17 protein-coding genes are annotated in these 24066 nt (G+C 35.6%); 8 read left to right on the top strand and 9 right to left on the bottom strand.

Annotated features, from left to right (window positions below; all coding sequences use genetic code 11):
• The first annotated feature begins 139 nt into the window (after positions 1–139).
• A complete protein-coding gene (locus JOD96_RS02240; RefSeq protein WP_209562642.1) occupies positions 140–2356 on the top strand; it encodes a T9SS type A sorting domain-containing protein in 2217 nt (738 codons plus the stop codon).
• Positions 2357–3076: 720 nt separating this feature from the next.
• Here the strand turns inward: JOD96_RS02240 and JOD96_RS02235 are convergent.
• Entirely contained in the window at positions 3077–3484 is a 408-nt protein-coding gene (locus JOD96_RS02235) for a nuclear transport factor 2 family protein (RefSeq protein ID WP_245188323.1), read from the bottom strand.
• Between the two features lie 160 nt (positions 3485–3644).
• Between JOD96_RS02235 and JOD96_RS02230 the strand changes: the two genes are divergently transcribed.
• On the top strand, positions 3645–4007 hold the full coding sequence (locus JOD96_RS02230) for a winged helix-turn-helix transcriptional regulator (protein WP_245188322.1): 363 nt from the start codon (positions 3645–3647) through the stop codon (positions 4005–4007).
• A gap of 512 nt (positions 4008–4519) precedes the next feature.
• Here JOD96_RS02230 and JOD96_RS02225 read toward each other — a convergent pair.
• From JOD96_RS02225 to JOD96_RS02205, 5 genes are all read right to left on the bottom strand, one after another.
• Positions 4520–7570 carry an efflux RND transporter permease subunit gene (locus JOD96_RS02225; RefSeq protein WP_209562640.1) on the bottom strand — a complete coding sequence of 1017 codons (3051 nt, stop codon included), beginning with the start codon at positions 7568–7570 and terminating at the stop codon, positions 4520–4522.
• An 8-nt stretch (positions 7571–7578) separates the two neighbouring features.
• The gene (locus JOD96_RS02220; protein WP_209562639.1) at positions 7579–8667 is read right to left on the bottom strand and encodes an efflux RND transporter periplasmic adaptor subunit; all 1089 of its coding nucleotides are present in this window, start codon (positions 8665–8667) and stop codon (positions 7579–7581) included.
• Positions 8668–8679: 12 nt separating this feature from the next.
• Positions 8680–10011: a TolC family protein gene (locus JOD96_RS02215; protein ID WP_209562638.1), complete on the bottom strand. Its 1332-nt coding sequence runs from the start codon at positions 10009–10011 to the stop codon at positions 8680–8682.
• Positions 10012–10066: 55 nt separating this feature from the next.
• Entirely contained in the window at positions 10067–10684 is a 618-nt protein-coding gene (locus tag JOD96_RS02210; protein ID WP_209562637.1) for a TetR/AcrR family transcriptional regulator, read from the bottom strand.
• Between the two features lie 91 nt (positions 10685–10775).
• Positions 10776–11543, bottom strand: a complete 768-nt coding sequence (locus JOD96_RS02205) for an SDR family oxidoreductase (protein ID WP_209562636.1) — start codon at positions 11541–11543, stop codon at positions 10776–10778.
• 102 nt (positions 11544–11645) lie between these two features.
• Between JOD96_RS02205 and JOD96_RS02200 the strand changes: the two genes are divergently transcribed.
• Complete coding sequence (locus JOD96_RS02200) at positions 11646–12059, top strand: winged helix-turn-helix transcriptional regulator (RefSeq protein ID WP_209562635.1); 414 nt, start codon at positions 11646–11648, stop codon at positions 12057–12059.
• A 315-nt stretch (positions 12060–12374) separates the two neighbouring features.
• Here the strand turns inward: JOD96_RS02200 and JOD96_RS02195 are convergent, their stop codons facing one another.
• The 3 genes from JOD96_RS02195 to JOD96_RS02185 all read right to left on the bottom strand — a co-directional run bounded on the left by JOD96_RS02195 (position 12375) and on the right by JOD96_RS02185 (position 16058).
• Positions 12375–12566: a cold-shock protein gene (locus JOD96_RS02195; RefSeq protein ID WP_056191739.1), complete on the bottom strand. Its 192-nt coding sequence runs from the start codon at positions 12564–12566 to the stop codon at positions 12375–12377.
• A 243-nt stretch (positions 12567–12809) separates the two neighbouring features.
• On the bottom strand, positions 12810–13319 hold the full coding sequence (locus tag JOD96_RS02190; protein WP_209562634.1) for a response regulator: 510 nt from the start codon (positions 13317–13319) through the stop codon (positions 12810–12812).
• A 330-nt stretch (positions 13320–13649) separates the two neighbouring features.
• Positions 13650–16058 (bottom strand): glycoside hydrolase family 2 TIM barrel-domain containing protein, encoded by a 2409-nt coding sequence (locus JOD96_RS02185; protein WP_209562633.1) that lies wholly within the window; start codon positions 16056–16058, stop codon positions 13650–13652.
• Between the two features lie 187 nt (positions 16059–16245).
• On the opposite strand from JOD96_RS02185, the gene JOD96_RS02180 reads away from it, so the two are divergent.
• The 5 genes from JOD96_RS02180 (at position 16246) to JOD96_RS02160 (ending at position 23995) form a co-directional block, all read left to right on the top strand.
• Positions 16246–17388 carry a helix-turn-helix domain-containing protein gene (locus JOD96_RS02180; protein ID WP_209562632.1) on the top strand — a complete coding sequence of 381 codons (1143 nt, stop codon included), beginning with the start codon at positions 16246–16248 and terminating at the stop codon, positions 17386–17388.
• Between the two features lie 155 nt (positions 17389–17543).
• A complete protein-coding gene (locus JOD96_RS02175) occupies positions 17544–18602 on the top strand; it encodes a serine hydrolase domain-containing protein (RefSeq protein WP_209562631.1) in 1059 nt (352 codons plus the stop codon).
• Positions 18603–18615: 13 nt separating this feature from the next.
• On the top strand, positions 18616–20088 hold the full coding sequence (locus JOD96_RS02170) for a serine hydrolase domain-containing protein (RefSeq protein WP_209562630.1): 1473 nt from the start codon (positions 18616–18618) through the stop codon (positions 20086–20088).
• A 510-nt stretch (positions 20089–20598) separates the two neighbouring features.
• Positions 20599–22989: an arylsulfatase gene (locus JOD96_RS02165; protein WP_245188321.1), complete on the top strand. Its 2391-nt coding sequence runs from the start codon at positions 20599–20601 to the stop codon at positions 22987–22989.
• Between the two features lie 124 nt (positions 22990–23113).
• Positions 23114–23995, top strand: coding sequence for a bestrophin family protein (locus tag JOD96_RS02160; protein WP_209562628.1), 882 nt, complete (start codon positions 23114–23116; stop codon positions 23993–23995).
• Positions 23996–24066 lie beyond the last annotated feature (71 nt).

The raw sequence follows: 24066 nt of genomic DNA, 5'->3' as shown, positions 1-24066 counted from the left end.
ATTCTAACAAATAGATCCCCAAAACAAACTCGCCAAACCCAAAAAGAATTGCTTTCACATTTAAAAAAAATACGTAATTTCTTAATTAAATAAATTACTTTTATCCTGATTTATTAACTTAAAAAACGATTGCATAAGCATGAAGCAAACTTTAATTTTACTTTTTATTCTATCATCATTATTTAGCAGCTCGCAAACTGTTAGCACTTTTGCTGGCGGTGGACGTAGTCTGGGCAATTTCTCAGAGGGTATCGGAACGGGACCAGATGCTCAATTTACAAATCCTGAAGACCTATGTTCTGATGCCGCAGGCAATTTTTATGTAGCAGACACCTACAATCACAGGATTAGAAAAATTTCGCCTGACGGTTTTGTAACCACTATAGCAGGATCACTAAGCGGATATGCCGATGGAAAGGGCACAGCAGCACAGTTCAACAGACCTTCGGGGATCTGTATCGATACGAATGGAAATTTATATGTGGCTGATTCTGAAAATAATAAAATCAGAAAAATTACATCCGATGGATCTGTAACCACTTTGGCAGGATCAGTTATGGGCAAGGCTGATGGAAACGGAGCCGCAGCAAAATTCAGTATTCCCTACGCTATCTGCATTGATCCCACCGGCAATCTTTACGTTTCTGATTCCGGTAATGGCAGGATCAGAAAAATTACGCTGTCGGGTAACGTTACCACAATTGCCCCGTCACAGGACCTTCATATTCCAAGAGGAATATGCGTAGATAAAACCGGAAACCTTTACATAACTTCTTTAGGCTCTGATGCAATATATAAAATTACGCCTGCCGAACAGGTAACCATAATTGCCGGTTCAGTTACAGGTTATGCTGATGGCACCGGAACAGCTGCAAAATTTCATCATCCCATTGGAATTGATATTGATGCAAATGGGAATTTATTTGTAGCAGATATGTATAATGACAGGATCAGAAAAATCACCCCCGACGGTGCTGTCACATCATTTGCCGGATTCGGGAGCCCTTCCTCTGACGATCTAGGAGCAAAAGCTGGTTTTTATGACCCTCATGGTCTGCACGTACATTCCGACGGAAACATCTATGTTGCAGATGCATCCAATAATAAGATCAGAAAAATTAGTCCTGAAGGTGTCATCTGCACTTTTGCCGGTTCAGGACCAGGGGCTGACGACGGGTTGAGATTAGTCGCCGAATTTTCTGGAATGTATGGAATGTGCACAGACCCTTCCGGAAATATTTATGTTGTGGACCAAACTAATTTTAGAATCCGAAAGATCACCCCTGAAGGCGTTACCAGTACTCTGGCAGGACATGAGGAAGGCTATGCAGATGGAACCGGCCCTTATGCGAAATTCAGTTTTCCTAATGGAATCTGTTCTGATGCAGCTGGCAATATCTATGTCACAGATGCCGGTAATTACAAAATAAGAAAAATTACCCCTCAAGGTGTTGTAACCACGCTTGCCGGCTCTACTGTCGGATTTGCTGACGGGCCTGGAAGTGCAGCCAAGTTTAATACCGATTTAGACGGAATATGCGCTGATAAAAGCGGCAATCTTTACGTTGCTGATAATTATAATCATAAGATCAGAAAAATCACCCCCAATGGCACTGTAAGCACTTTCGCCGGTTCCACTTTCGGTTTTGAAGACGGACCAGCCAGTACGGCCAAAATCTGGCAGCCTAAAGGAATCTGCATTGATAAAAATGGTAATTTATATGTTTCGGACAGATTCAACCACCGAATCAGAAAAATTACCCCTAACGGCACTGTAAGCACTTTGGCAGGTTCAACCGAAGGGTATACAGACGGTCCCGGCGCTTCTGCCCAGTTCTCCTATCCTGAGCAGATAGGAATTGACAGCAATGATAATTTATATGTGACAGATTATTCTCTTGCCAATCATATCATCCGAAAAATTAGCCCGTCGGGAACAGTAAGCACCCTGGCCGGCTCCACAGATGGTTATTTGGACGGACCTGCGCTATCTGCCAAGTTCTCCAATCCAAGGGGTATCTGTGCTGATGCTAAAGGAAATATCTATGTAGCAGATCTTGTCAATTCCAGGATCAGAAAGATAACACAAGAGACTCTCAGTGTGGATGAAATCCTGTACTCCAAGTCTAACTGGAAGGCATTCCCTAATCCGGCAAATGATAAATTAAATATTGAACTGGAAGGAAGCAATGATGCAGAAGTCATCGTAACGGATATATTAGGCCAAAAAGTTTTTTCATCAAAAATAGAAGGCTCCAGTATTACTGTAGACACGCAACGTTTCGCTGCAGGAATCTACTTTGTGACCTTAAAAGATAAAGCAGAAAAAAGCACCAAAAAGATCATTATCGAATAATCAGAAACAGTGGGCTGACTAACTGCCATATTCGTGGTAATTGTAAAGTTAATTCAAAAAATAAAAGCTTCAGATTACTCTGAAGCTTTTATTTCTTTTTGCTGAAACAGGAGGCTGAAAGTAGCTTCTATCAAAGCGATTTGATCATTAGAAATTAAGTCAGAATTAATCTTCAAATAAATTCGTCTCATCAAACTAACATCCCCCATCACCCGCCATAATCATACTTAAAAAACATGACACAGTTTAAAAAAATCTAAAACTAAGGTGCTTTTAAATTTGCCACAAAAAGTTAAGGAAGTTTGCTCTACTTCAAATAGATTATTCAATTGCTTTTTCTTGCAATCAATTAACTTTTATCTTCATCCCCAACAGGACATCCAAACCAAATTCATAAAGCCAACGAAAGACATCGCCTACATCCAGTAAGCTAATCTCTTTAAATCTTCCATAAATTTTATAGTAATTTGTCCCGTCGAGGTCACAAAGCCAAATGGCGCCAATTGAAGACAATTGGCGCCATTTTTTTATAACCTTACTTATTTCTATTAGTCTAAAGAGCGGGGCTCCTCAGCAGTCTTAGCCCCGATAGCAGTGAAATCCACTTACATCAATACAAATTCAGCTAAACTAAATTTTATTTAATAGCCAATTAAATAAAATTGTAAAGTTTAATTATTGTACAGCATAAGCTCCATATTGTTATGTGGTTTATTGAAGTCAGGGCTTTTTCTCAATTACGAATGCTTTTAATTCAGCTATTTTGCCATTATTAAATCGCCAAATGTCACAATAAATGTAATGATCATATTCTTCATTCACATTTTTTAAGGCAATGTTACCTGTTGCAGTTACAAAGTCGCCCTCCTCTATCGCTTTTTCCATATCAAATACTGGTGGTGCCAGATAGAATTCTTTGATATATTGCCTTACTGCTTCTTTTCCTAAAAGAGTTCTCTCACCCACAAATACCCATTTGGTGTCTTCAGTGAGATAGGATAAGTACGCTTCGTATTCTCCTTTTCTTACATGTTCGTTTGCATTAACTAATATAGATGTGTTTTTCATGTTCATTGTCTTTTTTAGTTTTACATTTTCATTTTTAGAATAAATGTTGAGTACTGCCATAAATAATAAAATATTTGTGAAGTCTTTTTTCATCATTACCTTTTTTGATTTAATTTTAAACTTTAATTATTTAAATAGAATAGTTCTGCGAAGCTATAACATAAAAGTCATATTGGCTTTATTGACAACCAATTGTAAGGTACTATCAAAAATGTAAGTTATGTCGAAAGTTAAGATTACAAGCACAAATTTTGAAAATAAGAAAATCTTAGGAGATGAGTGTTCAGAAGTATACGCGGCAAACATAATTGGCGGCCAATGGTCACTTGTAATTTGTTCCTGGCTATTACAAGGCAAAATGCGTTTTAGCGAACTAAGGAAATCTATACCAAATATTACAGAACGTATGCTAACGCTGCAACTGCGGAAATTGGAACAAGATAATATTATAAAGAGAAATGTATACGCTCAAGTCCCTCCTAAAGTAGAATATGAGTTAACAGAAATTGGCTATGAATTAAGACCGATAATCCAGCATATGGAGCAGTGGGGAAAACGGCACAAAAGTTTATATACAAAATGAGAATAGTCAAAAAATTGGTTTGTCACACCATATACTTTCGGTATAATTTGACCAGTAGTTTCGGAATGCTTTGAGCAGCATTATTCAATTTTAATTGATTGTAATACTTTAGAATTAATTCTAATCTAAATTGTTCTCTGTAAGTGTGTATTGTTTTATTATATATCTTTATGAAGCCCTATAAAATATAGAATAAATTAAACAGAATTAAGATTATCATTCATTTTGACAGCAAATCCTCAATTGAACACAGCGAAAAAGCGCCAATTGAAGACAATTGGCGCTTTTTTTCATATACCCTATTAAACAGAGTTAACTCATTTTTCGTTTTTATTTCCTTTTTTAGAATCACAGTAAAAGCAAAGAAAAAAAAACTGCAAAAATATGTATTTACATAAAAATAAGTGTTTCATCTTTCTAAACCTTTAAATTATGAAAAAAAAATGTCTGGTTACACCTATTTGATCTTTAAAAATAATCTTAATTTAAAAAAATCCCATTTTTCTGTTTCTTTACTTCTTTTCAATACTAGGAGGAATCAATTTATACATCACCGGCGTTACAATTCGTGATAATATTGTAGAACTGATTAAACCGCCAATTAAAACAATGGCTAATGGTGCGATCAAAGGATTTGAGTTTAAGGCAATCGGAATCAAACCACAAATTGCAGTGATGGATGTCAGCACTACTGGCAGAAAACGGGTTTCTCCTGCAATGGCAATCGCTTCATCTATCGAATATCCTTCCTGTCTTAACTGATTGGTAAAATCTACCAGCAGCAAAGAGTTCTTTACCTGAATTCCCGAAAGACCAATAAAACCGATTATAGCAACCAAAGACATCGGACTTCCATTGAGAAGCAATAATAACACACCGCCCAAAATTCCCAGCGGTATAATAGATAATACAATAATAATTCCTTTAAAAGTTTTAAACTGCAGCAATAAAACCGCAACAAACAAAAAGGTGCTTAAAATAATTACTGCCAGAAAGTTACCACCCAGCGCATCGCCTTCGGATTCTTTTTCACCTGATAATTTGTAATAATATCCTTTTGGCATTTTCAATTGATCCAGTTTTGGAACAATGTGCGTCAATAAATCATTGGCATAATAACCCTTTGCTGATAAAGCGGTTACTTTTGAAAAGCGTGATTTGTTAAAATGATTAATTGCGGTTGGAGAAGTTTCAAACGAAATTTCAGCAATCTGATTCAGTGCGATCGGCGCTCCCAGAAGGTTATTTACATATAAATTCTTCAAGGCATCAAGATTCGAAAATTTATCTCGTGGCAATGTTAGTGTTACATTTCTGGCATCACCCCTGTCATCTATATAATCACCGACCGTTAATCCTGCTACAGAAAGGCGTATTACCTTATCTACTTCGCTTGTCAGTACGCCTAATGTTCTAGCTTTTTCTTTATTGATTTTAACTTTAACGTCTGTTTTATACGTATTCAACTCGTTGTTAATATACACGGTTCCTTCCTGATTTCTTAGAATAGTTTCTACCTGTGAAGAAAGCTTACGCAATACTTCCTGGTCTTCACCAAATAATCTTACGACAATATTAGCTTCTATTGGGGTTCCCTGTTCAAAATCTTTTACCTCCACTTTTGCATAAGGCATCGTTTTAAATTTAGTTCGCAGCTCTTCAATTAATGCCGTTTTTTCCGCTGGTTTTGCTTCATCTTCGAGCTGGACAAAAATCTGGGCAAAATCGGGTTTTCTGTCCTGTGGATGCACATTGTAATAAATCTGCGGATTTCCTTTACCAACGTTCGAAGTGTAATAAACAATTTCTTTATGATTTTTCAGCTCGGCTTCTACAATTTTGGTCACACGGTCACTTTCTAAAATATTGGCCTGAAGCGGTAATTTTATATTGATAAGAAACATTGGTTTTTCTGAAGTCGGGAATAACTTAAAACCGGTTACTTTAAACAGTCCAAACGCGGTGATGCTTAAAACGATAGAAATAGCAATAGTTGTTCTCGGATATTTTAATGCTTTTGGCATAATATCACGGTACGCTCTGGTCAGGAATTTTTGAAGATACTGAAGAAAAATATTTCCTCCCGCATGATCGTGTGTTTTTAAAAATCGGCTTCCTAAAAACGGCACCAATGTCAAAGCTACAATCATCGATGCCAATACACTGGTAATAACCGCCATCGGTAAACTTCTGATAAATTCTCCCGAAACATCCGGCAGAAAAGTCAGCGGTAAAAAAGCGATAATAAGTGTTGCAGTACAGCCCACTACGGCAATTCCGATTTGTTTGGTGCCTTTAAGGACTGCATCCATTTTTGAATGTCCTTCTCGTAACCAGCGTTCTATATTTTCGACAACAACAATACTGTCATCCACCAGTAATCCCAAAGCTACCACCAGGCCAACGATACTTAACTGATTTAAAGAAAAACCAAAAGCATTCATTGCAATTAATCCTAATGCGAGCGATAACGGAATAGAAATCATCACAATTGCAGAAGCTCTTAAACCTAATGGAAGTAATGTAACAATTACCAAAACAATTGCCAGCATAAAATCAAAACCTAAATGTCCCAGACGCTGCGATACCATATTCGCCTGATCGAAGTTTTTAACCAATTTTATGTTTGACGGTAATTCTTTAGAAAATTCGTCTACAATTGGCATGAATTCTTTTTGTACATCAGTAATGTTTACATTATCTTTCATTCCGGCTGTCACGAGCACACAACGGTGTCCGTTGATGCGTGTAATATGATCGACAACCTGGGACTTATAGCCTACTTCGGCTACATCTCTCATATAGATTATTTTTCCGTTTGCATTATAAATTACCGTATTAGCTACATCATCGGCATTTTTAAATTTACCGCTGGTTTTTACATTAAATACTTTACTGCCTAAGTCTATGCTTCCTCCCGGAATATCGGCTGCTTCGCTTTGCAGACTTCCCATGACTATGTTTAACGGAATTTTTAGCTGCGCCAGTTTTTCCAACTGTAAGTCAATGCGAATTTCCTGCTCTGGAATTCCGACGTATTTTACATCTTTAAGATTGGTTATTTTCTCAATCTTAGATTTAAGCTTATCCGCTTCATCACGCAGTTTTTTGTCTGATGCATTTTCAGAAACCAAAGCCAACTGAAGGATTTTTACATCTGATGAAGCAATTTTTTCGGTTTTTATTTGATAAATATCTTTGGGAAGTTCACTGTTTTTAAGCGCATTCATTTCCGTAGAAATTTCCTGATATTTGTTATCTACATCAACGCCGTATTTAAATTTCACCTGAAAAGCAGCAACACCGTCTTCTACTGTGGTTAATATTTTTTCGATATTTTCGAGTCCGTAAATTTTGTTCTCGATCGGTTTTACGACCTGTTCCTCCATATCTTTCGGACTTGTGCCGGGATAAATTACAGTAATTAAATATTGCGGTGGATGTGTTGCAGGATCTTCAGCCCTTGGCATGGTAAACAGGGTAAGATAACCTACCACAGCAACCAGCAGAAATATAATCAGCGTAAACTGATAATTCTTAACAGCAAAGTTTGTTATTTTCATGATAGTGATTATTTAATGATCTTGATGGTTGATTGTTCGTTGAGATAAGCACTGTTGGAGATTACGATTTGATCTGTTTTCTGAAGACCTTCTTCTATGAATACTTTATTGTTCTCAAATTTATTAATTGTTACCGGCTGGCGTTTTACTTTGTTATTCTCTACAATAAAAACAAACGCTTTGTTTCCGTCTGCTTCAATAAGTGAATTGTATGGAATGATCATAAAATCTTCTGAGTGTTCTGCTTTTATTTCGGCTTTTCCAAACATTCCGACTGCTGGTTTACTTTTCTTAAGGCTCAGTTTTAATTCGACCTGAAAAGAACCCAATGCTGCATCTGCCGCCTGCGATTTTCTAAAAATAAAAGCGCCAAATTTTTCGTCAGGATAACCGTCAAGCGTTACAGTGGCTTTCTGCCCTACTTTTATCGTGGCCCATTCTTTGTCTGTCAATCCTACTTTTAGCAGATAATTATTGTTTTGGCTAGTTTCATTTATAGCCAGAATTGGCGATCCTGCACCGACTACTTCTCCTTCACTTGCTATTTTCTTCGAAACAAAACCATCCGCAGCAGCATAAATTTTAGAATAACGTGCATTAAAAGCAACAGCATCTTTCTGTTTTCTAGCAATGTCAAGGCCTGTTTTTGTATTCTGAAGCTGTTCTAATGTATAAACACTGTCTTTGTACAAATTATCTGCTCGTTTATAATCACGTTCGTACTTTTTGAGATTCAAATCGGTTTGGTTTAAACCGGCATTAATTTCTGTTTCGTCCAATGATGCCAAAAGCTGTCCTTTCTTAAAAAACTGTCCTTCTTCTACATAAATACGATTGATGATGCCTCCGATTTTAAACCCGTAATTTGCCTGATTTTCTGTTGTTACTAAACCTGATGCACTTATGGTATTATTAAGCGCCAAAGATTGAACTGAGGCTATTTTAATCGGAATAACATCTGCGGTTTCAAAGGGTGATTTTTCTTTTTTTTCTTCTTTACAGGCGCAAAAAAGCGATAAAACAAGCAATATAATCAGGCTTTTTCTACTATCTGGTATAAAACTGCCTTTTAGGTATTTTTGAATCGTTGATTTCATTATTTTTTGTTTTTAGTTAAAAGTAAAAGTGGCGTTGGCTCTTTCTAATTCTGCAAAAGCAATCCAGGAATTATAAAGCGAAATATTGGTATTAAGCTGTGCATTTACCCATTGGTTCTGTGCATCCAGAAGCTCTATATAAATCGCCTGACCTTCTTTGTATAGTTTGGTAATATCGTCGTTGTATTTTTTGGCCGACTGTTTTTGATTTTTATCTGCATAGAACTGCTCCAAGGCCGATTTTAGATTGTTCTGTGAAACCTGAAACTGAAGCAGTAATTGCTGTTTGACATTATCAGTCTGGGAACTTATTTTTTTCTGATCCTCTTCGACTTGTTTCAATTTATACTTGTTTTTATTTCCCGAAAAAATATTCCACTCTAAACCCACACCGGCAAAATAATAGCGTGATTGCTTATCAACTTCAAAATCAAAATCCTGAATTCCAAAATCAGCAAAGCCATTTACTTTTGGCAGCCAGTATGAGTTGGTCAGCTTGCTAACATTTTCATTGATTTCTTTGGCCTGCATCAGCTTTTGCAGTTCTTCTCTATTTTGGGTATTTTCTGAAAAGACTTCTATTGGAGCTGCTTCATTCTCATCCGTTTCTATTGCGGTATCAAGTTTTTGATTCAATAAAAAATTAAAATACGATCTGGCATTATTACTGGTTTGTTGGGCGGTTTCTAAATTGGCCTGAATGCGGATTACCTCATTATCGCTTCGTAAAACGGCAGTCCTGTTTATTTTTTCATTTCTAAATAAAGCCTGATTTACCCTTTGATTTTCTTTTACCAAAGCCAAAGCGTCTTCATAAATCTTAATTCCTTCAACCGACTGCAGGTATTTGTAATAGGCAATTTTAATTTCCTTTACTAACTCTCTTTGGTAGATTTCGAGTTCTATTTTTTGAAGTGTAGTCTGCTGGGTTTTGATTCTTTTATTATAAATAATTTCAAAATTCAGCAATGGCATCGTAGTATGAATTTTAGCATCATAAAAATTATCCGGATTTATCAAAACCGACTGATTTTCTAATATTGGAAAAGCGTTAGAATTGGTAATCTGATTTAAAGTGTTGTACACCGGATTCAGCATATCTCCAATGGGAATATCGATTGTCCTTCCGCCATCTGCTTTGGTGTAATTTGCGTTTAAGGAAACTGTTGGATAAAATAAAGCTTGTGCTTCTTTTAAGGCATACATGCTTTTATTGATGTCAAAATTATGCTGCCTGATTACTTCGTTATTTTTTAAGCCAGTCTGTATATAACTTTCGAGCTTATTTTGTGCATACCCTAAATATCCTAGACAGAGTAATGCAAAAGTTAGTTTAATTTTCATCTATTATACATTGTTTATAATTTGAACATCGTTCATTTTTTTGGTTAAAAAATTTTTAAAGCTTTTCGATCATTTTCAAATATTCATTGTATCCGTCGTACAAAATGGTATCCGGGTTCGTAAAATTTACGTTTTTAATTCTCTGGTGAATTTCCAGACAGCACATACCATGTACCAAACTCCAAACCATAAATGCCAATGGTTCTACGTTATGACCTTTAAAATGACCTTTGTTAATACATTCTTCAATAGTTTTTTTCACTAATCCAAATGCTGTACATCCTTCATCCCACTCTTCATTCTCGGAGTCTTTCAGGAATTCTATTGGAGCTTTTAGATTAAACATCAAATCGTACATTTCAGAATTTTCTATGGCAAATTTGATATAGGTAAACCCCATTTTCTTTAATCTTTCCTTCGGATCTTCTATAGTATATAACTCCATAAAATAATTATCTAATTCCTCAAAACCTATTGTATGAAGATCATGGAGAATATCGTTTTTATCTTTAAAATAAACATACACAGTGCCTACACTGTAGTTAATTTCTTCAGCAATGTTTCTTATGGTAGTCTGTTCAATTCCTTTTTCAACAAAAAGCTTTTTAGCACCTTTTAATATAAGGGCTTTTAAAGCTTCTTTTTCTCTTGCTTTTCTATCAACTATACTCATACTTATTTCTTTTCCAGGCTTACTAAGCACAAAGGTATAAAATAAAATGAACACTGTTCATTTTATGTTTAGTTAAATATTTTTATACAAATTAAGATTGCAATCTGGCTGTAATACCTTTATGATTCAATAACTTGTAAGCTAACTTTGGTAAAAATCTATTTAACAGATAAATCGCTTTTGTATCGCCAACACGGATAGTGTACGTATTGTTTTTTAATCCTTTTATCAAAGCATCAATTAGCACATCTGGTGTTATCGATTTACCTTCCATTCCCTCAGACATATTTGTTTTTACCAACGGTGGCAATAATTCAAATATTTTTATGGTGCTTCCAATTATCTGTAAATGATCTCGTAATGCTTCGGTATAAAAACGTACCGCAGCTTTTGATGCTGAATAAGTTGGTACAAGATTAGATGGCGTGTAACTCAATATCGATGATGTATTGATAATAGCTGCTTCTTTTCTACTTTTAAGCATATCCAGAAAAAGGTCATTTAAGAGAATAACTCCTAAGTAGTTAGTATTAATTTCTATGGCAGCTTTCTCAAAATGTTTTGAATTACTGAAACCTAAATTATCCTGTCCATTCATAATTCCGGCATTGTTATAAAGTACATCTATTCCACCCATTTCATTAATTTGATTGTACAAAGCAACCGCAGCTTCCCGGCTGGACGCATCACTTTTAATGGTCGTAATGGATGGATACATTTTTTTGGCAAGATCTAATTTTTTCTGATCTCTTCCTGTAATAATTACTTTAGCTCCTTCTTCAATAAATTGTTTGGCAGCCTCTAATCCGATTCCGGCAGAACCACCGGTAATCAATATTGTTTTTTCTTTTAATTCCATTATTTCTTAGCTTAAATTATTATTTGTATATTTGCTTGCAAATTGCAAGTACAAATATAAAAACATTTACTTGCAAAACGCAAGTGATTTTATGTTTATTTTATGAAAACTCAAAAAAAGAGATCAGACTGCCCGGTAAGTTTTTCACTTGAAGCCTTTGGTGACAAGTGGTCGCTGTTGATTGTGAGGGATTTAATGCTTAAAAAAAAATGTACCTATGGCGAATTGGCCAAATCTGATGAAAAGATAGCAACTAACATTTTAGCTGCCCGACTGCTTTCATTGGAAGAAAACGGAATTATTCAGAAACTGGGGCATCCAGACAGTAAAGCTAAAGTATTATATCAATTGACACAGAAAGGAATGGATTTAATTCCAATAATTGTTGAAATTAATCTTTGGGCGGAAAAATATACCGACATTCCTGAAAAAAGAAAGGAGTTACTGGCACAGATGAATGCTGATAAGGAAGGATTTATTAAAAACGCTTTTAAAGAACTTGAATCAGATCTATAGTGTCTATTACATGTAGCTGCTTTTTTTGCCACAAAGAGAATGTAGGAGCAGCATTTCATATTATACTTCCTATATAGTTTGTTTCTTTAATCATCCCTGATTTGCGAAAATCACTATTTTACATCTGAAACAAATTTCAATAACTATAATTTCTATTGAACAATTCGTCGATCCCAATAACGTTTAAAATCGGACAATTTAAATTTATAGTCATTGGTTATGTATTATTAAGAAAAATCAATATTACACCATTATATAAACAATAAAAGGCATCTGCTGAGCAGATGCCTTTTTTAAGTTAACTGTTATAGTATATTATGCTATTACTACGTTTACTGCGTTTGGACCTCTGCGGCCTTCTTCGATGTCATATCGTACTTCATCGTTTTCACGAATGTTTTCTGATAGACCTGAAACATGAACAAAAACTTCGTTTCCTCCATTACTTGGAGTTATAAATCCGAATCCTTTTTCTTCATTGAAAAATTTTACTGTACCTTCTTGCATTTTAATGTATTTAATTGCTCAAATGTACCACTTTAAAATGAGAAGTTACTGAAATTGAGTTTTTTATTTTACATTAATATAATTCTGCATCTCAAAGACACCCCCATTGTAGAAAAATTAGAGGTTTAATTGAGGCTTAAAGAGATTTTCTATTGGAAAAGAAAATGCTATCGGCAAGCACACTGATTCACCAATAAATAGAAAAGCGTATCTAATTATCATACGCAAGAGAAAGACTATTATTTAATCCTTATGAGAAATATTCTTTTCAGAAACAAAAAATATATTTTTTACCGGATTCATCAAAGCTTTTGTCCAGTGGAGAACGAATACTTTTTTTAGAATGAGGATAAAACCGGTAAAGGAACTTGGTTTTTGTACATATAGGTTTGCTCCCTTGTTAAAAGTCTCCTCAATATCTTGAGGATGATTGGATGTGGAGAGCATAACTGCAGGAATCTCCTTAAGTTCTTCATCACTCTTTATTTCTGCAAGTGCCTCTTTACCTCCTTTAACGGGCATATTGATATCTATAAAAACAATATCTGGATTTGGTTCAGCCGGATCTTTCAGGGTGTTCAACAATTCCTCTCCGTTTTCTACTGTAATAACTTCAGAAGGGACTTCTGTTGCATTCAGCGCTTCCATAAATAATTCCTGATCATCCTGATCATCTTCGGCCAGTATAATTTTTAATGGCTCATTTTCTTCCAGGTTATTAGAAGTTACGGTTGAATTTTTAGGACTTGTCATATTGAAGCGCTTTATAATTTCCAAAAGTACTATATAAATACTTAATAAAATTTAGACAAAGCATTAATCTTAAAATATGTGGATTTTATTTATTTGACATTCATAGAAATAATCGCTCATACCCTAATTACATTGTAGTTGGGTAATGATTACTTTAAATTGTATAACATAACTTTTGGGCAGCACACTACCTTAGCACAAACCAAAATATTTAAGACATATAAAGAGGTCACTACAGCCAAAAGGCGCCAATTGTCTTCAATTGGCGCCTTTTTTTATTTAAAAAATATTAATCAATATATTATATTTTTTTTGTTTTCGTTTTTGATTTTATTTTGACTTTAAGGTTAGAATTTGGCTTTGTATACCTGGCGAAGTGACTTTAAGCTGTATGGTGCCTTTTTCCCTTTTGCTTTTTATAATCAACAATGCCTGCCCTTTCCAGGCTTTATGGCGGGTAGAGATATAGGGGTCGATATCTTTTAAATTTGCGTTTGCCACACCAGCAATAGTCCCGGCGCCTGTAACCTCAAATGTAAGTTGGTTTTCTGCATTAGGCTGTGGTATGCCCTGCGCATCGGTAAGCTCGACCATTACATGAATAAGATCCTGCCCATCTGCTTTAAGTGTGGTATTATCCGGGCTTAATTTTATTTTAGCTGTTTCTCCTGCGGTTTTCAATGTCGTTATCTCTGTTTCTTTACCGTTAACCATACCCACAGCCTTTAATTCTCCTTGCAGGTAGGGCATCTTAAAAACGGCTTTAAACTCTTCACTTCGGGTGGTTGGCTTTTCACCAACTAAGGAACCATTGCAATAAAGCCGCACTTTATCATAATTAGAATATACCTCGACTTCAATACTTTTGCCCTCGTGCCCGGGCCAGGTCCAGCTTTCCCAAGTAGGCCAAACAGACCACATTGTTTCTTTAATTTCGCCATAATAACCGTCGGGTTCCTTAACAGCGAGGTATATTTTTTTGCTGCTGCTGTAAAGGATCTCCCTATAGTGAGAAATAGGTTTTCTCCAGCCAATTAGATCTATATCGCCACAATAAGAGCCGTGCCATGGAAAAAATTCTGCTTGCCAGTGTTGACCTTCTATTTCACCTTTGTAGTAATACCTCCCGATACTTGATTCGCCAAGGTAATCCATGCCTGTCCATACAAAATCACCTATAACGTAAGGGAGGTCGTTTACCGCTTTCCAGTTGTTAAAAGCATCCCTTGGAAAAGACTCTGTTTGTATAATTATACGGTTCGGAACCCTTTTATGGTCTTCTTCGGCATGGTGCATTTGATAATTATAACCGCCTATATCATGCGCTGCAAATAAGGGATCAAATATTTCCCAGGTTTCATCCCAGGTGGTCATAGCCGAAGTTACGGGGCGTGTAGGATCAAGTTTTCGTATCAGGCTGGCCAACTTTTTGGCAGTCTCTACTGCTTCGGGCGATTTACGCTCAATAATTTCATTGCCCGTGCTCCAAAAAACAATAGATGGGTGGTTCCGGTCCCTTAAAACCATGGCTTCAATATCTTTTTGCCACCATGCATCAAAATAAACGGAGTAGTCGTATGTATTTTTCTTCTCCCTCCACCCATCAAAAGACTCATCCATCACCAACAGACCTAAACTGTCGCAGGCATTTAAAAATATCTCAGATGGCGGATTATGGCTGGTCCTTACCGCATTAAAACCTGCTGATTTTAGTAATGCTACTTTTCTTATTTCGGCACGGTCATAGGCAGCAGCCCCTAATGCCCCATTATCGTGGTGTACACAGCTTCCGTTAATGTTTGTCTGTTTGCCATTTAATAAAAAGCCTTTATCTGCGCTGTATTCTATTGCCCGAATCCCGAATGATTGTGAAATTTCATCAACAACATTTTTGCCTTCCAATATACTTATCTCAGCCTTGTATAAGTAAGGCATCTCCGGCGACCAAAATTTAGGTGTTTTAACTGCAATATCAACAGAAAATTCTTTAATTGAATTGGAGGGCATACTTACAGACAATTGTTTTTTACCGGCCTTTTTGTTATTGCTGTCATATAATTGGATAGCCAATTGTACACTTTTAGGTAAAGAAGTTTCGTTTTGCAACACGGCTTTTACATTCACAGTAGCCTGTTCGGCGTCTGTCTGGAGTGTACTAATGGCTATACCCCATGGATCTGTATGCACAGGATTTGTAGCCGTGAGCCAAACATGCCTGTAAATGCCGGAGCCGCTGTACCATCGGCAATTTTTTTGCTGTGAGTTGTCTACACGTACTGCAATAACATTATTTTGCCCAAATTTTACATAGGGGGTTATATCATAAGAGAATGATGAAAAACCATAAGGCCTAACTCCTAACGATGTACCGTTTATAAACACTTCGGAGTTCATGTAAACTCCTTCAAAATAAAGGCTCAGTTTTTTACCTTTGTCCACCGCCAGAATATTTACTGTTTTTCGATACCAGCCAATGCCGGCCGGCAGATAGCCACCATCTTTACCCATTGGGTTTTTGGCATCAAATGCACCCTCAATGCTCCAGTCGTGGGGCAGGTCAAGGTTACGCCAGCCTTCATCATTATAGTTTACATGCGAAGCATCAGGATGATCGCCCAATTTAAACTTCCAGTCGTAGTCAAACTTAGTTTTCCTGTCTATACTTTTTTTTGTTTGAGAATCCATGCTGATGCTAAACAGGGCAAGCATCAGGTGCAAAAAAACAATAATTTTATTCATTTGTTAAGCTTTAATACTTCTTAAATATACTGAAATAATTTAAAGTTTTTACATTAAAAAAGGATGTTGGTATTTGTGCCGCTAGTCCATTTCTGACTCAATTTCAAAAGTTCCTAAATTGTAGTAATAATATTTCTTATATTCGCCTTTAAAACACTATAAACCCTAACTATACCACAAAAAAATAATGAATGATAAGATTAATGTATTGCTTATTATAACTATAATATCCCTGTTCATTTCGTTATTATTTGCCTTTTTTCTGGTGACAGTTAAAACAAAATACAAGATAAGCAATTATCTTTTTGCTGCTTTTTTATGCCTAACGGCTATCGATGTCAGCGGGCCTTTATTTGAAATAATATCAGATGGCCCTTCAAATCTGGGAATGTTAAGAAATACACTTGCCTTTTTACAAATTCCTGTTTTTTATCTGTATGTTTTATCAGTTTGTTATTCTGATTTTAAGTTTAAGCCGAAATACATCCTGCATTTGCTTCCTTTTTTAATTGCTAATATTGTCTTATTGCCTCGTTTTTATACGGTAGATAATGCCTCTAAAATTAATTTTATTATACATCGTCAAAGTATGATAGAATTGCAGTTCAATCATATTCTTTTTCATCTTCAGACTGTTGTATATGTTTTTGCTGTTTTTATGCTATTAAGAAAAGCAAAAAAACTATATCTTGAAAATAATGCCGGCGCAAGTATTAATTCCTATAATTGGCTGTTTCAGTTTACAAGTGTCCTTTCAATTTTATATTTGATTGTCATTTTAAAAAACATTTTTAAATTTTCAAGTTATCCATATATCTCTGAGTGGATCAAAATTGTAGTTTTAGTATTAGAGCTTTTTATTATTTGCTGGTATTTATATAAGGCATTAAATCATCCCGATTTATTTAGAAATATCGATTCAAAACTAAAACTCGTTTCTGATATTGTTTTAGAAGAAAAAAATAATGAACCGGCAATCGTAAACGAAAAAGAATACAACGCCGCTTTATCAAAATTGAAGCAGTATATGGTTCAGGAAAAACCATTTTTAAATCCTTCCTTGACCATTCAGGATGTCTCTGTGGCAATCAAAATTCCTGTTCGTGATTTATCTCTTTTAATCAATCATAAATTAGAACAGCATTTTTACGATTTCGTTAATACGTATCGAATAGAAAATGCGATGGAAATTTTAAAAGATGATACAAAAAGTAAAGTAACTATTCTTGAAATCCTGTACGAAGTGGGATTTAATTCGAAATCTTCATTTAATACCGCTTTTAAAAAACATACCGGAAACACGCCAACTTCGTATCGTAAGCAATTGTAATTCAGTTTTTTGTAATTACTCGTACTTATAGCTGAAACGATTCGTACTTATTTTTTCAGACAAATGCGTTCGAATCTTTTCATTCGGTCGCACAGCACTTGCTTCTTCCACATCTTTGTATCGAAATAATTTTTAACCAAAAAAAATTCGATACCATGAAAACTTCAATACCATTTTTAGCAACACTTTTATTACTATACAACTTCTCTTTTGGACAAGAGAATTTTAAAAAGATTGATTCTATAATAAAGGATAATTATCAAAAAAATCCAGGCTTGGGAATAAGCGTTGGTTTTATCCAAAACGATAAAGAAAATTTTACCGCTTATGGTAAATTAAGTAAGGAAAGCCAAATTGATATCAATGAAAAGTCACTGTTTGAAATTGCTTCGATTACAAAAATTTTGACTTCAAATTTAATTGCACAAGCGGTTCTGGAGAATAAAATAAAACTAGATGATTATATTGATAACTATCTTCCAAAAGTATATGTGCTGCATGAAAATCTTAAAAACAAAATAAAAATTTCAGATTTGGCTTCACACCAATCTGGTTTGCCTGATCTTGATTTTGGTAAATTGATAGAAATAAATGTGCAACAGCCTTTAAATAGCGTAAACGAAAATTCATTGACCACTTTGGTTAATAATTCTACGCAACTAATTGATTACGGAAAATACCGCTATTCTACTATTGGTTATACATTATTAGGACAAATTTTAGAAACGGTTTATGGCAAAAGTTACGATGCCATTATTACCCAAAAAATAATTGAGCCATTAAAATTGAAAACGACATTGACAAAAAAGTATAGCGTAAAAAACAAAACAGTGGGGCACAGCCCCGAAGGCGTTAATCAGGAATTCCTGAACTGGAATGTGACAGCACCAGCGGGATTAATAAAATCGAATGCTTTTGATATGATTACGTATTTGAAAGCGGTTTTAAATAAAGAAACTACAATAGGAAAAGCGGCCATCATTACAGAAAAAATCTTTTATAAAGATGAAAAAAGAGAAATGGGATTAGCGGTAAACATTTCAACGAGTGATGGAGATACTATTTACTTAAAATCCGGCGATTCTATGGGAGAATCTTCTATTATATGTTACAGCAGAACTAAAAATTGGGGTATTATACTATTACTAAACCAAAGAAATTCAAAATTGAGACAAGACATGTTGAATGTTATTTATGGTACAATTTTAAAATAAATAAAACATAGCGATGAAAAATATTATTTATATACTAGTACTTCTTATAGTTACAAATGCAAATTGTCAGACAAGCCATAAAGCATTGTCAAAAAATAAAAACTATAGCTTTTTGACAGACAGTTTAAATATTGACAAACAATTAGAAAAATACAAACTTCCCGGATTTAGTGTTGTAGTTTTTGAAAATTACGAGATTGTATATTCAAAGCAATTTGGTGTAAAATCTACAGATTCGAAAGAAAAAATAGACCAGAATACCGCTTTTTCTACAGCCTCAATTTCAAAACCCATCACGGCGCTTCTTTGTTTTATGCTCGAAGAGAAAGGATTAATTAATTTAGATGATCCAATAGACCCTTTTCTAAAACGCTGGCATTTACCAAAAAGCAAGTTTACAGAAAATAACAGCCCAACGTGGAGACAATTTCTAAATCATACCGCTGGTACAACTCAGGATGGTTTTGAAGACTATTATGAAGGAGAAGCAATTCCGACAATAAAACAAAGCCTTTTAGGGCAGATTTCGAGATATGATAAAGAAATAGAATTTTTGTTTACGCCGGGAACCAGTTGGCAATACAGTGGCGGTGGTTATACCATTATTCAAATGGCCTTAGAAGACACGTTTAATAAACCTATGGCAGAGCTTGCGGCAGCATATATTTTCTCTCCTCTTGGTTTGAAAAATACGACAATGATCCAGCCAAATGAAAATGGATTTCTAACAAATGTGGCTCTTGTCCATGATAAAGACGGAAAAGTGATTAAAACAGGTTTGCCCATTACGCCACAAGTTGCCCCATCAGGCATGTGGTCTACGCCAACTGATTTAGCTAAATTGGCTATTGAAATGCAAAATGCCTTACGCAATAAAAACAACAAAGTAATTTCTAATAATGTAGCAAAAAAAGTAACAGCAGTAACAGCTCTAAAAAATGCTGTTGGAGGCTGGAGCTACGGATGGCAAAAGTCTTTTGGTTACAACAACTATGACTGGTTCTTTTGCAACGGTTCTAATACAGGAGTCGGCGGTAATGTTGGCGCTACCATGACAGATGGAAACGGCTTTGCATTTCTGGCCAATGGCGAAAAACCCAATCGTTTCCCTGTAATGGCGCAAACTCAAAAAACCATTCTGAAGCTGATGGATTGGAACAATGAAACAACTAATGAAAGCATTCAGGAAATGCCTCTATCTCTAAAGGAAAAACTAATTGGAACTTATGAAGATTTTCTTTATGGACAAGGTGTAGAAACCAAAATAGTAGAAAGAAATAACCGTCTCTATGCTGAATCAGTAATATTGGAGCATTTTAAAGGGAAAAATGATAACGAGTTGGTGTATTTGAAAAATGGTTTATTTAAAATTATAGATTATCCAAACTTGTTACAATTTGATTTTATGGATAGAAAAGCTACTTCTGTAAAGTTAATAAGAGGAAATATGGATACTAAAATTGAACTTATTCGTAAAGAAAAATAAGTAATTCGAAAATCAGAATTTATAAACAACTCTGGCGGCGCGAGTATATCCTGAAAATATACCATAAAAAAACTCCTTAATTTCTTAAGGAGTTTTTTTATGGTGGTCGATACGGAGTTAGAATAATAACTATATAACATAAATTTCAAACCTGAATACAGTCATCTGCCAGAGTCAAAAAAACTGTACACATAACTAGCTTTTAGGACATTTAAAATAAGTATATATAAAACTATTAATCAACTGAGTTGAACAAGTTTGGTTTCAAATTATAAGTTGCAACCATTTATTTCACAGTTTGCATTTTAGCTGTTTTGTTAATCGCTACTTTTATTTGATTCTTTCAAAGCTATGTAATTCAGCTTTATATATTTAATTATCAATCACAATGTAAGAAACTGATTTTATGAGTATTAAAAAATAATTAATTCATTATTTCATACTTTTTACTGCTTCTGTATTTAGTTCTTTTTTAACGTTCAGGATTTATTAATTTAAAATTTAATGATTATGAGTAAAAAAATACTGTTCTCAATTCTCACTGTAATATTATTAGGTTATTGCGGTTATGCTCAGGAACCTTTCAAAGGGGTTATAAAATTGGATGTCCGGGAATCAACACCAGACTGGAAGCCCTTCATCCGTAAGAAAGCCCCGGAGGGCTCACCCAATATCCTTTTTATCCTTTATGATGATACAGGACTGGCGGCCTGGTCTCCGTATGGCGGAAGAATCAGTATGCCAACTATGGATAAATTGGCTGCCGAGGGCTTAACTTATACCCAGTGGCATACGGTTGCACTTTGTTCTCCAACACGTTCTTCTCTTCTTACAGGACGAAATCATAACCTTAATGGTATGGGAACTATTACCGAAGGAGCAAATGGGTTTCCGGGATACAGTTGTTTGCTGCCGGCTCAGACCGCGACGATGGCTCAAATCTTACAGGAGAATGGATGGAGTACTTTTTGGTTAGGAAAAGATCATAATGTGCCGGAAACCGATCTTTCGGCAGGAGCAAGTAAAAGCCAATGGCCATTACAACAAGGATTTGATCGGTTTTATGGATTTATTGGAGGAGAAACCAATCAATTCTATCCGGATCTAACAGAAGACAACCACGCTATCGAACAGCCCTATAGCCCTGAAAAAGGCTATCACTTATCCAAGGATCTTGCTGATCAGGCAATTAAAATGCTGAGTGATCAAAAATCAGCGAATCCTTCCAAGCCCTGGTTTATGTGGTTTTGCCCGGGGGCTAATCATGCACCACACCAGGCACCTAAAGATTATATTGCAAAATACAAAGGAAAATTTGATGATGGGTATGATGCGTATCGCAAATGGGTTTTGCCCCGCATGATTGATAAAGGAATTTTTCCAAAAGGGACCAAACTGACAGAATGGAACCCAATGCCAACAGATCAGGCAAATCCGGCTGATGCTGTGCGTCCATGGAATACACTGAATGCCGATGAAAAAAAATTATTCTCTCGCTTGTGTGAGGTGTATGCCGCATTTTCTGAATATACCGATGATCAGGTTGCACGCATTATTGACCATTTGAAAGCAACTGGGCAGTATGATAATACCATAATATTATATGCAGCCGACAATGGTGCGTCAGGAGAAGGAAGCCCGAGTGGTTCTGTAAATGAAAATAAATTCTTCAATGGTTATCCCGATGATTTAGCGGAGAATATGAAACTAATTGACGAATTGGGCGGGCCAAACACCTATGAGCATTATCCAACAGGATGGGCTGCTGCTTTTTCAACTCCTTTTAAAATGTTCAAGCGTTATTCCAATTATGCCGGAGGTACTGCCGATCCATTGGTAATTTCATGGCCTAAGGGTATAAAAGCCCGTGGTGAAGTGCGCAATCAATACCATCATGCAGTTGATATCGTTCCTACCCTTCTTGATATTTGTGGACTTGAAATGCCAAAAGTGTATAAAGGAGTTGACCAGTATCCAATATCTGGTATTTCGATGAAATATACGTTCGATGCAAAACCAGATGCACCTACGCAAAAGAAAGTGCAGTATTATACCATGCTGGGAACCAGAGCTATCTGGCAGGATGGCTGGAAAGCAGTAGCAGTCCATGCGCCCCTTACAGGTGTTGGTAAATTTGACCAGGATAAATGGGAATTGTATCATACCGATACAGATCGTGCTGAGTCTGTTGATTTAGCACAAAAAAATCCGGAAAAGCTGGAGGCATTGAAGAAATTATATATGGAAGAAGCATTGAAAAATAATGCTTTACCATTAGATGATCATCCTGCAGTTGTTCAGGCTGGTATTGAACGACCTACCGAAGAATCTGTGCGTGATAGCTATACCTATTATCCTCACACCAGTCAGGTTCCAGAAGCAGTGGCTGTTAATATCAGAGGAAAATCATATAAAATTGTAGCTAATGTAGAGCTAACTGATGCCAATACCGCCGGGGTAATTTTTGCCCACGGCTCCCGTTTTGGAGGTCACAGTTTATTTATCAAGGATCATAAATTGTATTATGTTTATAATTTCCTTGGTATTACAGAACAACAATTGGTTTCTGCTGAGCCTTTAAAACCTGGTAAATATACTTTTGGAATGGAATTCACCAAAGAAAAAGCCGGTGAACACCACGAATCAATCGGAACTGCAAAATTGTATATCAATGACAAACAGGTTTCAACAGGTGCAATGAAAGCTCAGGTAGGTAAATTTACACTTGTAGGAGATGGTCTTTGTGTGGGTTATGATAGTGGTGATCCGGTAAGCAAACAGTATACATCATCTACAAGTGAATTCGTTGGAGGAACTATCTCTTTTGTTACAGTGAATACGGGTAAAGAACAATATCTTGACTTAGAAAGAGATGCGGCCAGAGCTTTTAGAAAAGAATAAGGATTAAATGAATTTAAAGCCGTATTCAGCATTTAATAAAACGGTCACTATTATGGTGACCGTCTTATTATTAAAAAAGTGATAAAACGTAAACACTCAAAACCAATAATCTGAAACTTGAAATATGTTAGTTAAAAACAATTACAAAGCCATATTTTTCTTTCTAAAACATTTATGGACAGATCTTTTTCTTATTATTTTGTATGCATCAATTATTACCACTATTGACCTTTATACCTATCTCCATTTGCTAACTATTCCCTTATCCATAACAACAGTTACAGGTACCATTGTGGCATTACTCTTAGCATTTCGCACGGCACAATCCTATGACCGCTGGTGGGAAGCACGCAAGGTATGGGGAGAAATTGTAAATGAATCACGAACCCTTATAAGACAAGTCAAACAATTTTTTCCTGCAGAAGATAATACAGTTACAGAATTTGCAAACAGGCAGATTATTTGGTGTTATGCCTTATCAGAAAGCCTTCGTAAACAAACTTTTTCAGTTAAAGTTCAAGCCTACTTAGATGCACAAAAAATCAGTGCCAATAACATTCCTTCCAAACTTTTAACCAAACATTCGGAACATCTTAAAGAAGCATCTCATAATCTAAGTCTTGACCCTATTAAACAGGCACAGATAGACAGCACAATTAGTCGGCTCAATGACTCAATGGGTAAATGTGAACGCATTAAAAACACCATTTTTCCAAGATCATACAGCTTTTTAATTCATTTTTTAATATATGTACTTGCTTCCATACTGCCTTTTGGCCTGGATGACATTTTTCCTTTTACAGAGATTGCAATTGCTATTATCATTCCTCTAATTCTGTTGGCCGTAGAAGAAACCGCGATTATTATGCAGGACCCATTCGAAAACAGGCCAACCGATGTACCTATGACGGCTTTATCTAATACCATTGAGAATAACATCATGGAAATTATCACAGATGAAAAAGTTGAAATAATGGCAAAGCCAAAGTCATTTTACATCAACTAAAGTCAATAAAGGATATTTTGCAGGATATTTTTTATCTTTGAAATCAGGACTTTTTATACAAATAGCTTTAT

Source organism: Flavobacterium sp. 1355 (assembly GCF_017833415.1).
In the GTDB taxonomy this organism is placed as follows: domain Bacteria; phylum Bacteroidota; class Bacteroidia; order Flavobacteriales; family Flavobacteriaceae; genus Flavobacterium.
Note: the sequence above shows the minus strand (reverse complement) of the source record. Positions and strands in the feature narration are given on the sequence as shown.

What these genes read in the sequence shown, in the direction of transcription:
- JOD96_RS02210 (WP_209562637.1), bottom strand. Translation starts at nt 10,684, where the DNA reads ATGAGTATAGTTGATAGAAAAGCAAGAGAAAAAGAAGCTTTAAAAGCC.
- JOD96_RS02205 (WP_209562636.1), bottom strand. Translation starts at nt 11,543, where the DNA reads ATGGAATTAAAAGAAAAAACAATATTGATTACCGGTGGTTCTGCCGGA.
- JOD96_RS02175 (WP_209562631.1), top strand. Translation starts at nt 17,544, where the DNA reads ATGAAAACTTCAATACCATTTTTAGCAACACTTTTATTACTATACAAC.
- JOD96_RS02180 (WP_209562632.1), top strand. Translation starts at nt 16,246, where the DNA reads ATGAATGATAAGATTAATGTATTGCTTATTATAACTATAATATCCCTG.
- JOD96_RS02225 (WP_209562640.1), bottom strand. Translation starts at nt 7,570, where the DNA reads ATGAAAATAACAAACTTTGCTGTTAAGAATTATCAGTTTACGCTGATT.
- JOD96_RS02240 (WP_209562642.1), top strand. Translation starts at nt 140, where the DNA reads ATGAAGCAAACTTTAATTTTACTTTTTATTCTATCATCATTATTTAGC.
- JOD96_RS02160 (WP_209562628.1), top strand. Translation starts at nt 23,114, where the DNA reads ATGTTAGTTAAAAACAATTACAAAGCCATATTTTTCTTTCTAAAACAT.
- JOD96_RS02190 (WP_209562634.1), bottom strand. Translation starts at nt 13,319, where the DNA reads ATGACAAGTCCTAAAAATTCAACCGTAACTTCTAATAACCTGGAAGAA.
- JOD96_RS02200 (WP_209562635.1), top strand. Translation starts at nt 11,646, where the DNA reads ATGAAAACTCAAAAAAAGAGATCAGACTGCCCGGTAAGTTTTTCACTT.
- JOD96_RS02230 (WP_245188322.1), top strand. Translation starts at nt 3,645, where the DNA reads ATGTCGAAAGTTAAGATTACAAGCACAAATTTTGAAAATAAGAAAATC.
- JOD96_RS02185 (WP_209562633.1), bottom strand. Translation starts at nt 16,058, where the DNA reads ATGAATAAAATTATTGTTTTTTTGCACCTGATGCTTGCCCTGTTTAGC.
- JOD96_RS02165 (WP_245188321.1), top strand. Translation starts at nt 20,599, where the DNA reads ATGAGTAAAAAAATACTGTTCTCAATTCTCACTGTAATATTATTAGGT.
- JOD96_RS02170 (WP_209562630.1), top strand. Translation starts at nt 18,616, where the DNA reads ATGAAAAATATTATTTATATACTAGTACTTCTTATAGTTACAAATGCA.
- JOD96_RS02215 (WP_209562638.1), bottom strand. Translation starts at nt 10,011, where the DNA reads ATGAAAATTAAACTAACTTTTGCATTACTCTGTCTAGGATATTTAGGG.
- JOD96_RS02235 (WP_245188323.1), bottom strand. Translation starts at nt 3,484, where the DNA reads ATGGCAGTACTCAACATTTATTCTAAAAATGAAAATGTAAAACTAAAA.
- JOD96_RS02195 (WP_056191739.1), bottom strand. Translation starts at nt 12,566, where the DNA reads ATGCAAGAAGGTACAGTAAAATTTTTCAATGAAGAAAAAGGATTCGGA.
- JOD96_RS02220 (WP_209562639.1), bottom strand. Translation starts at nt 8,667, where the DNA reads ATGAAATCAACGATTCAAAAATACCTAAAAGGCAGTTTTATACCAGAT.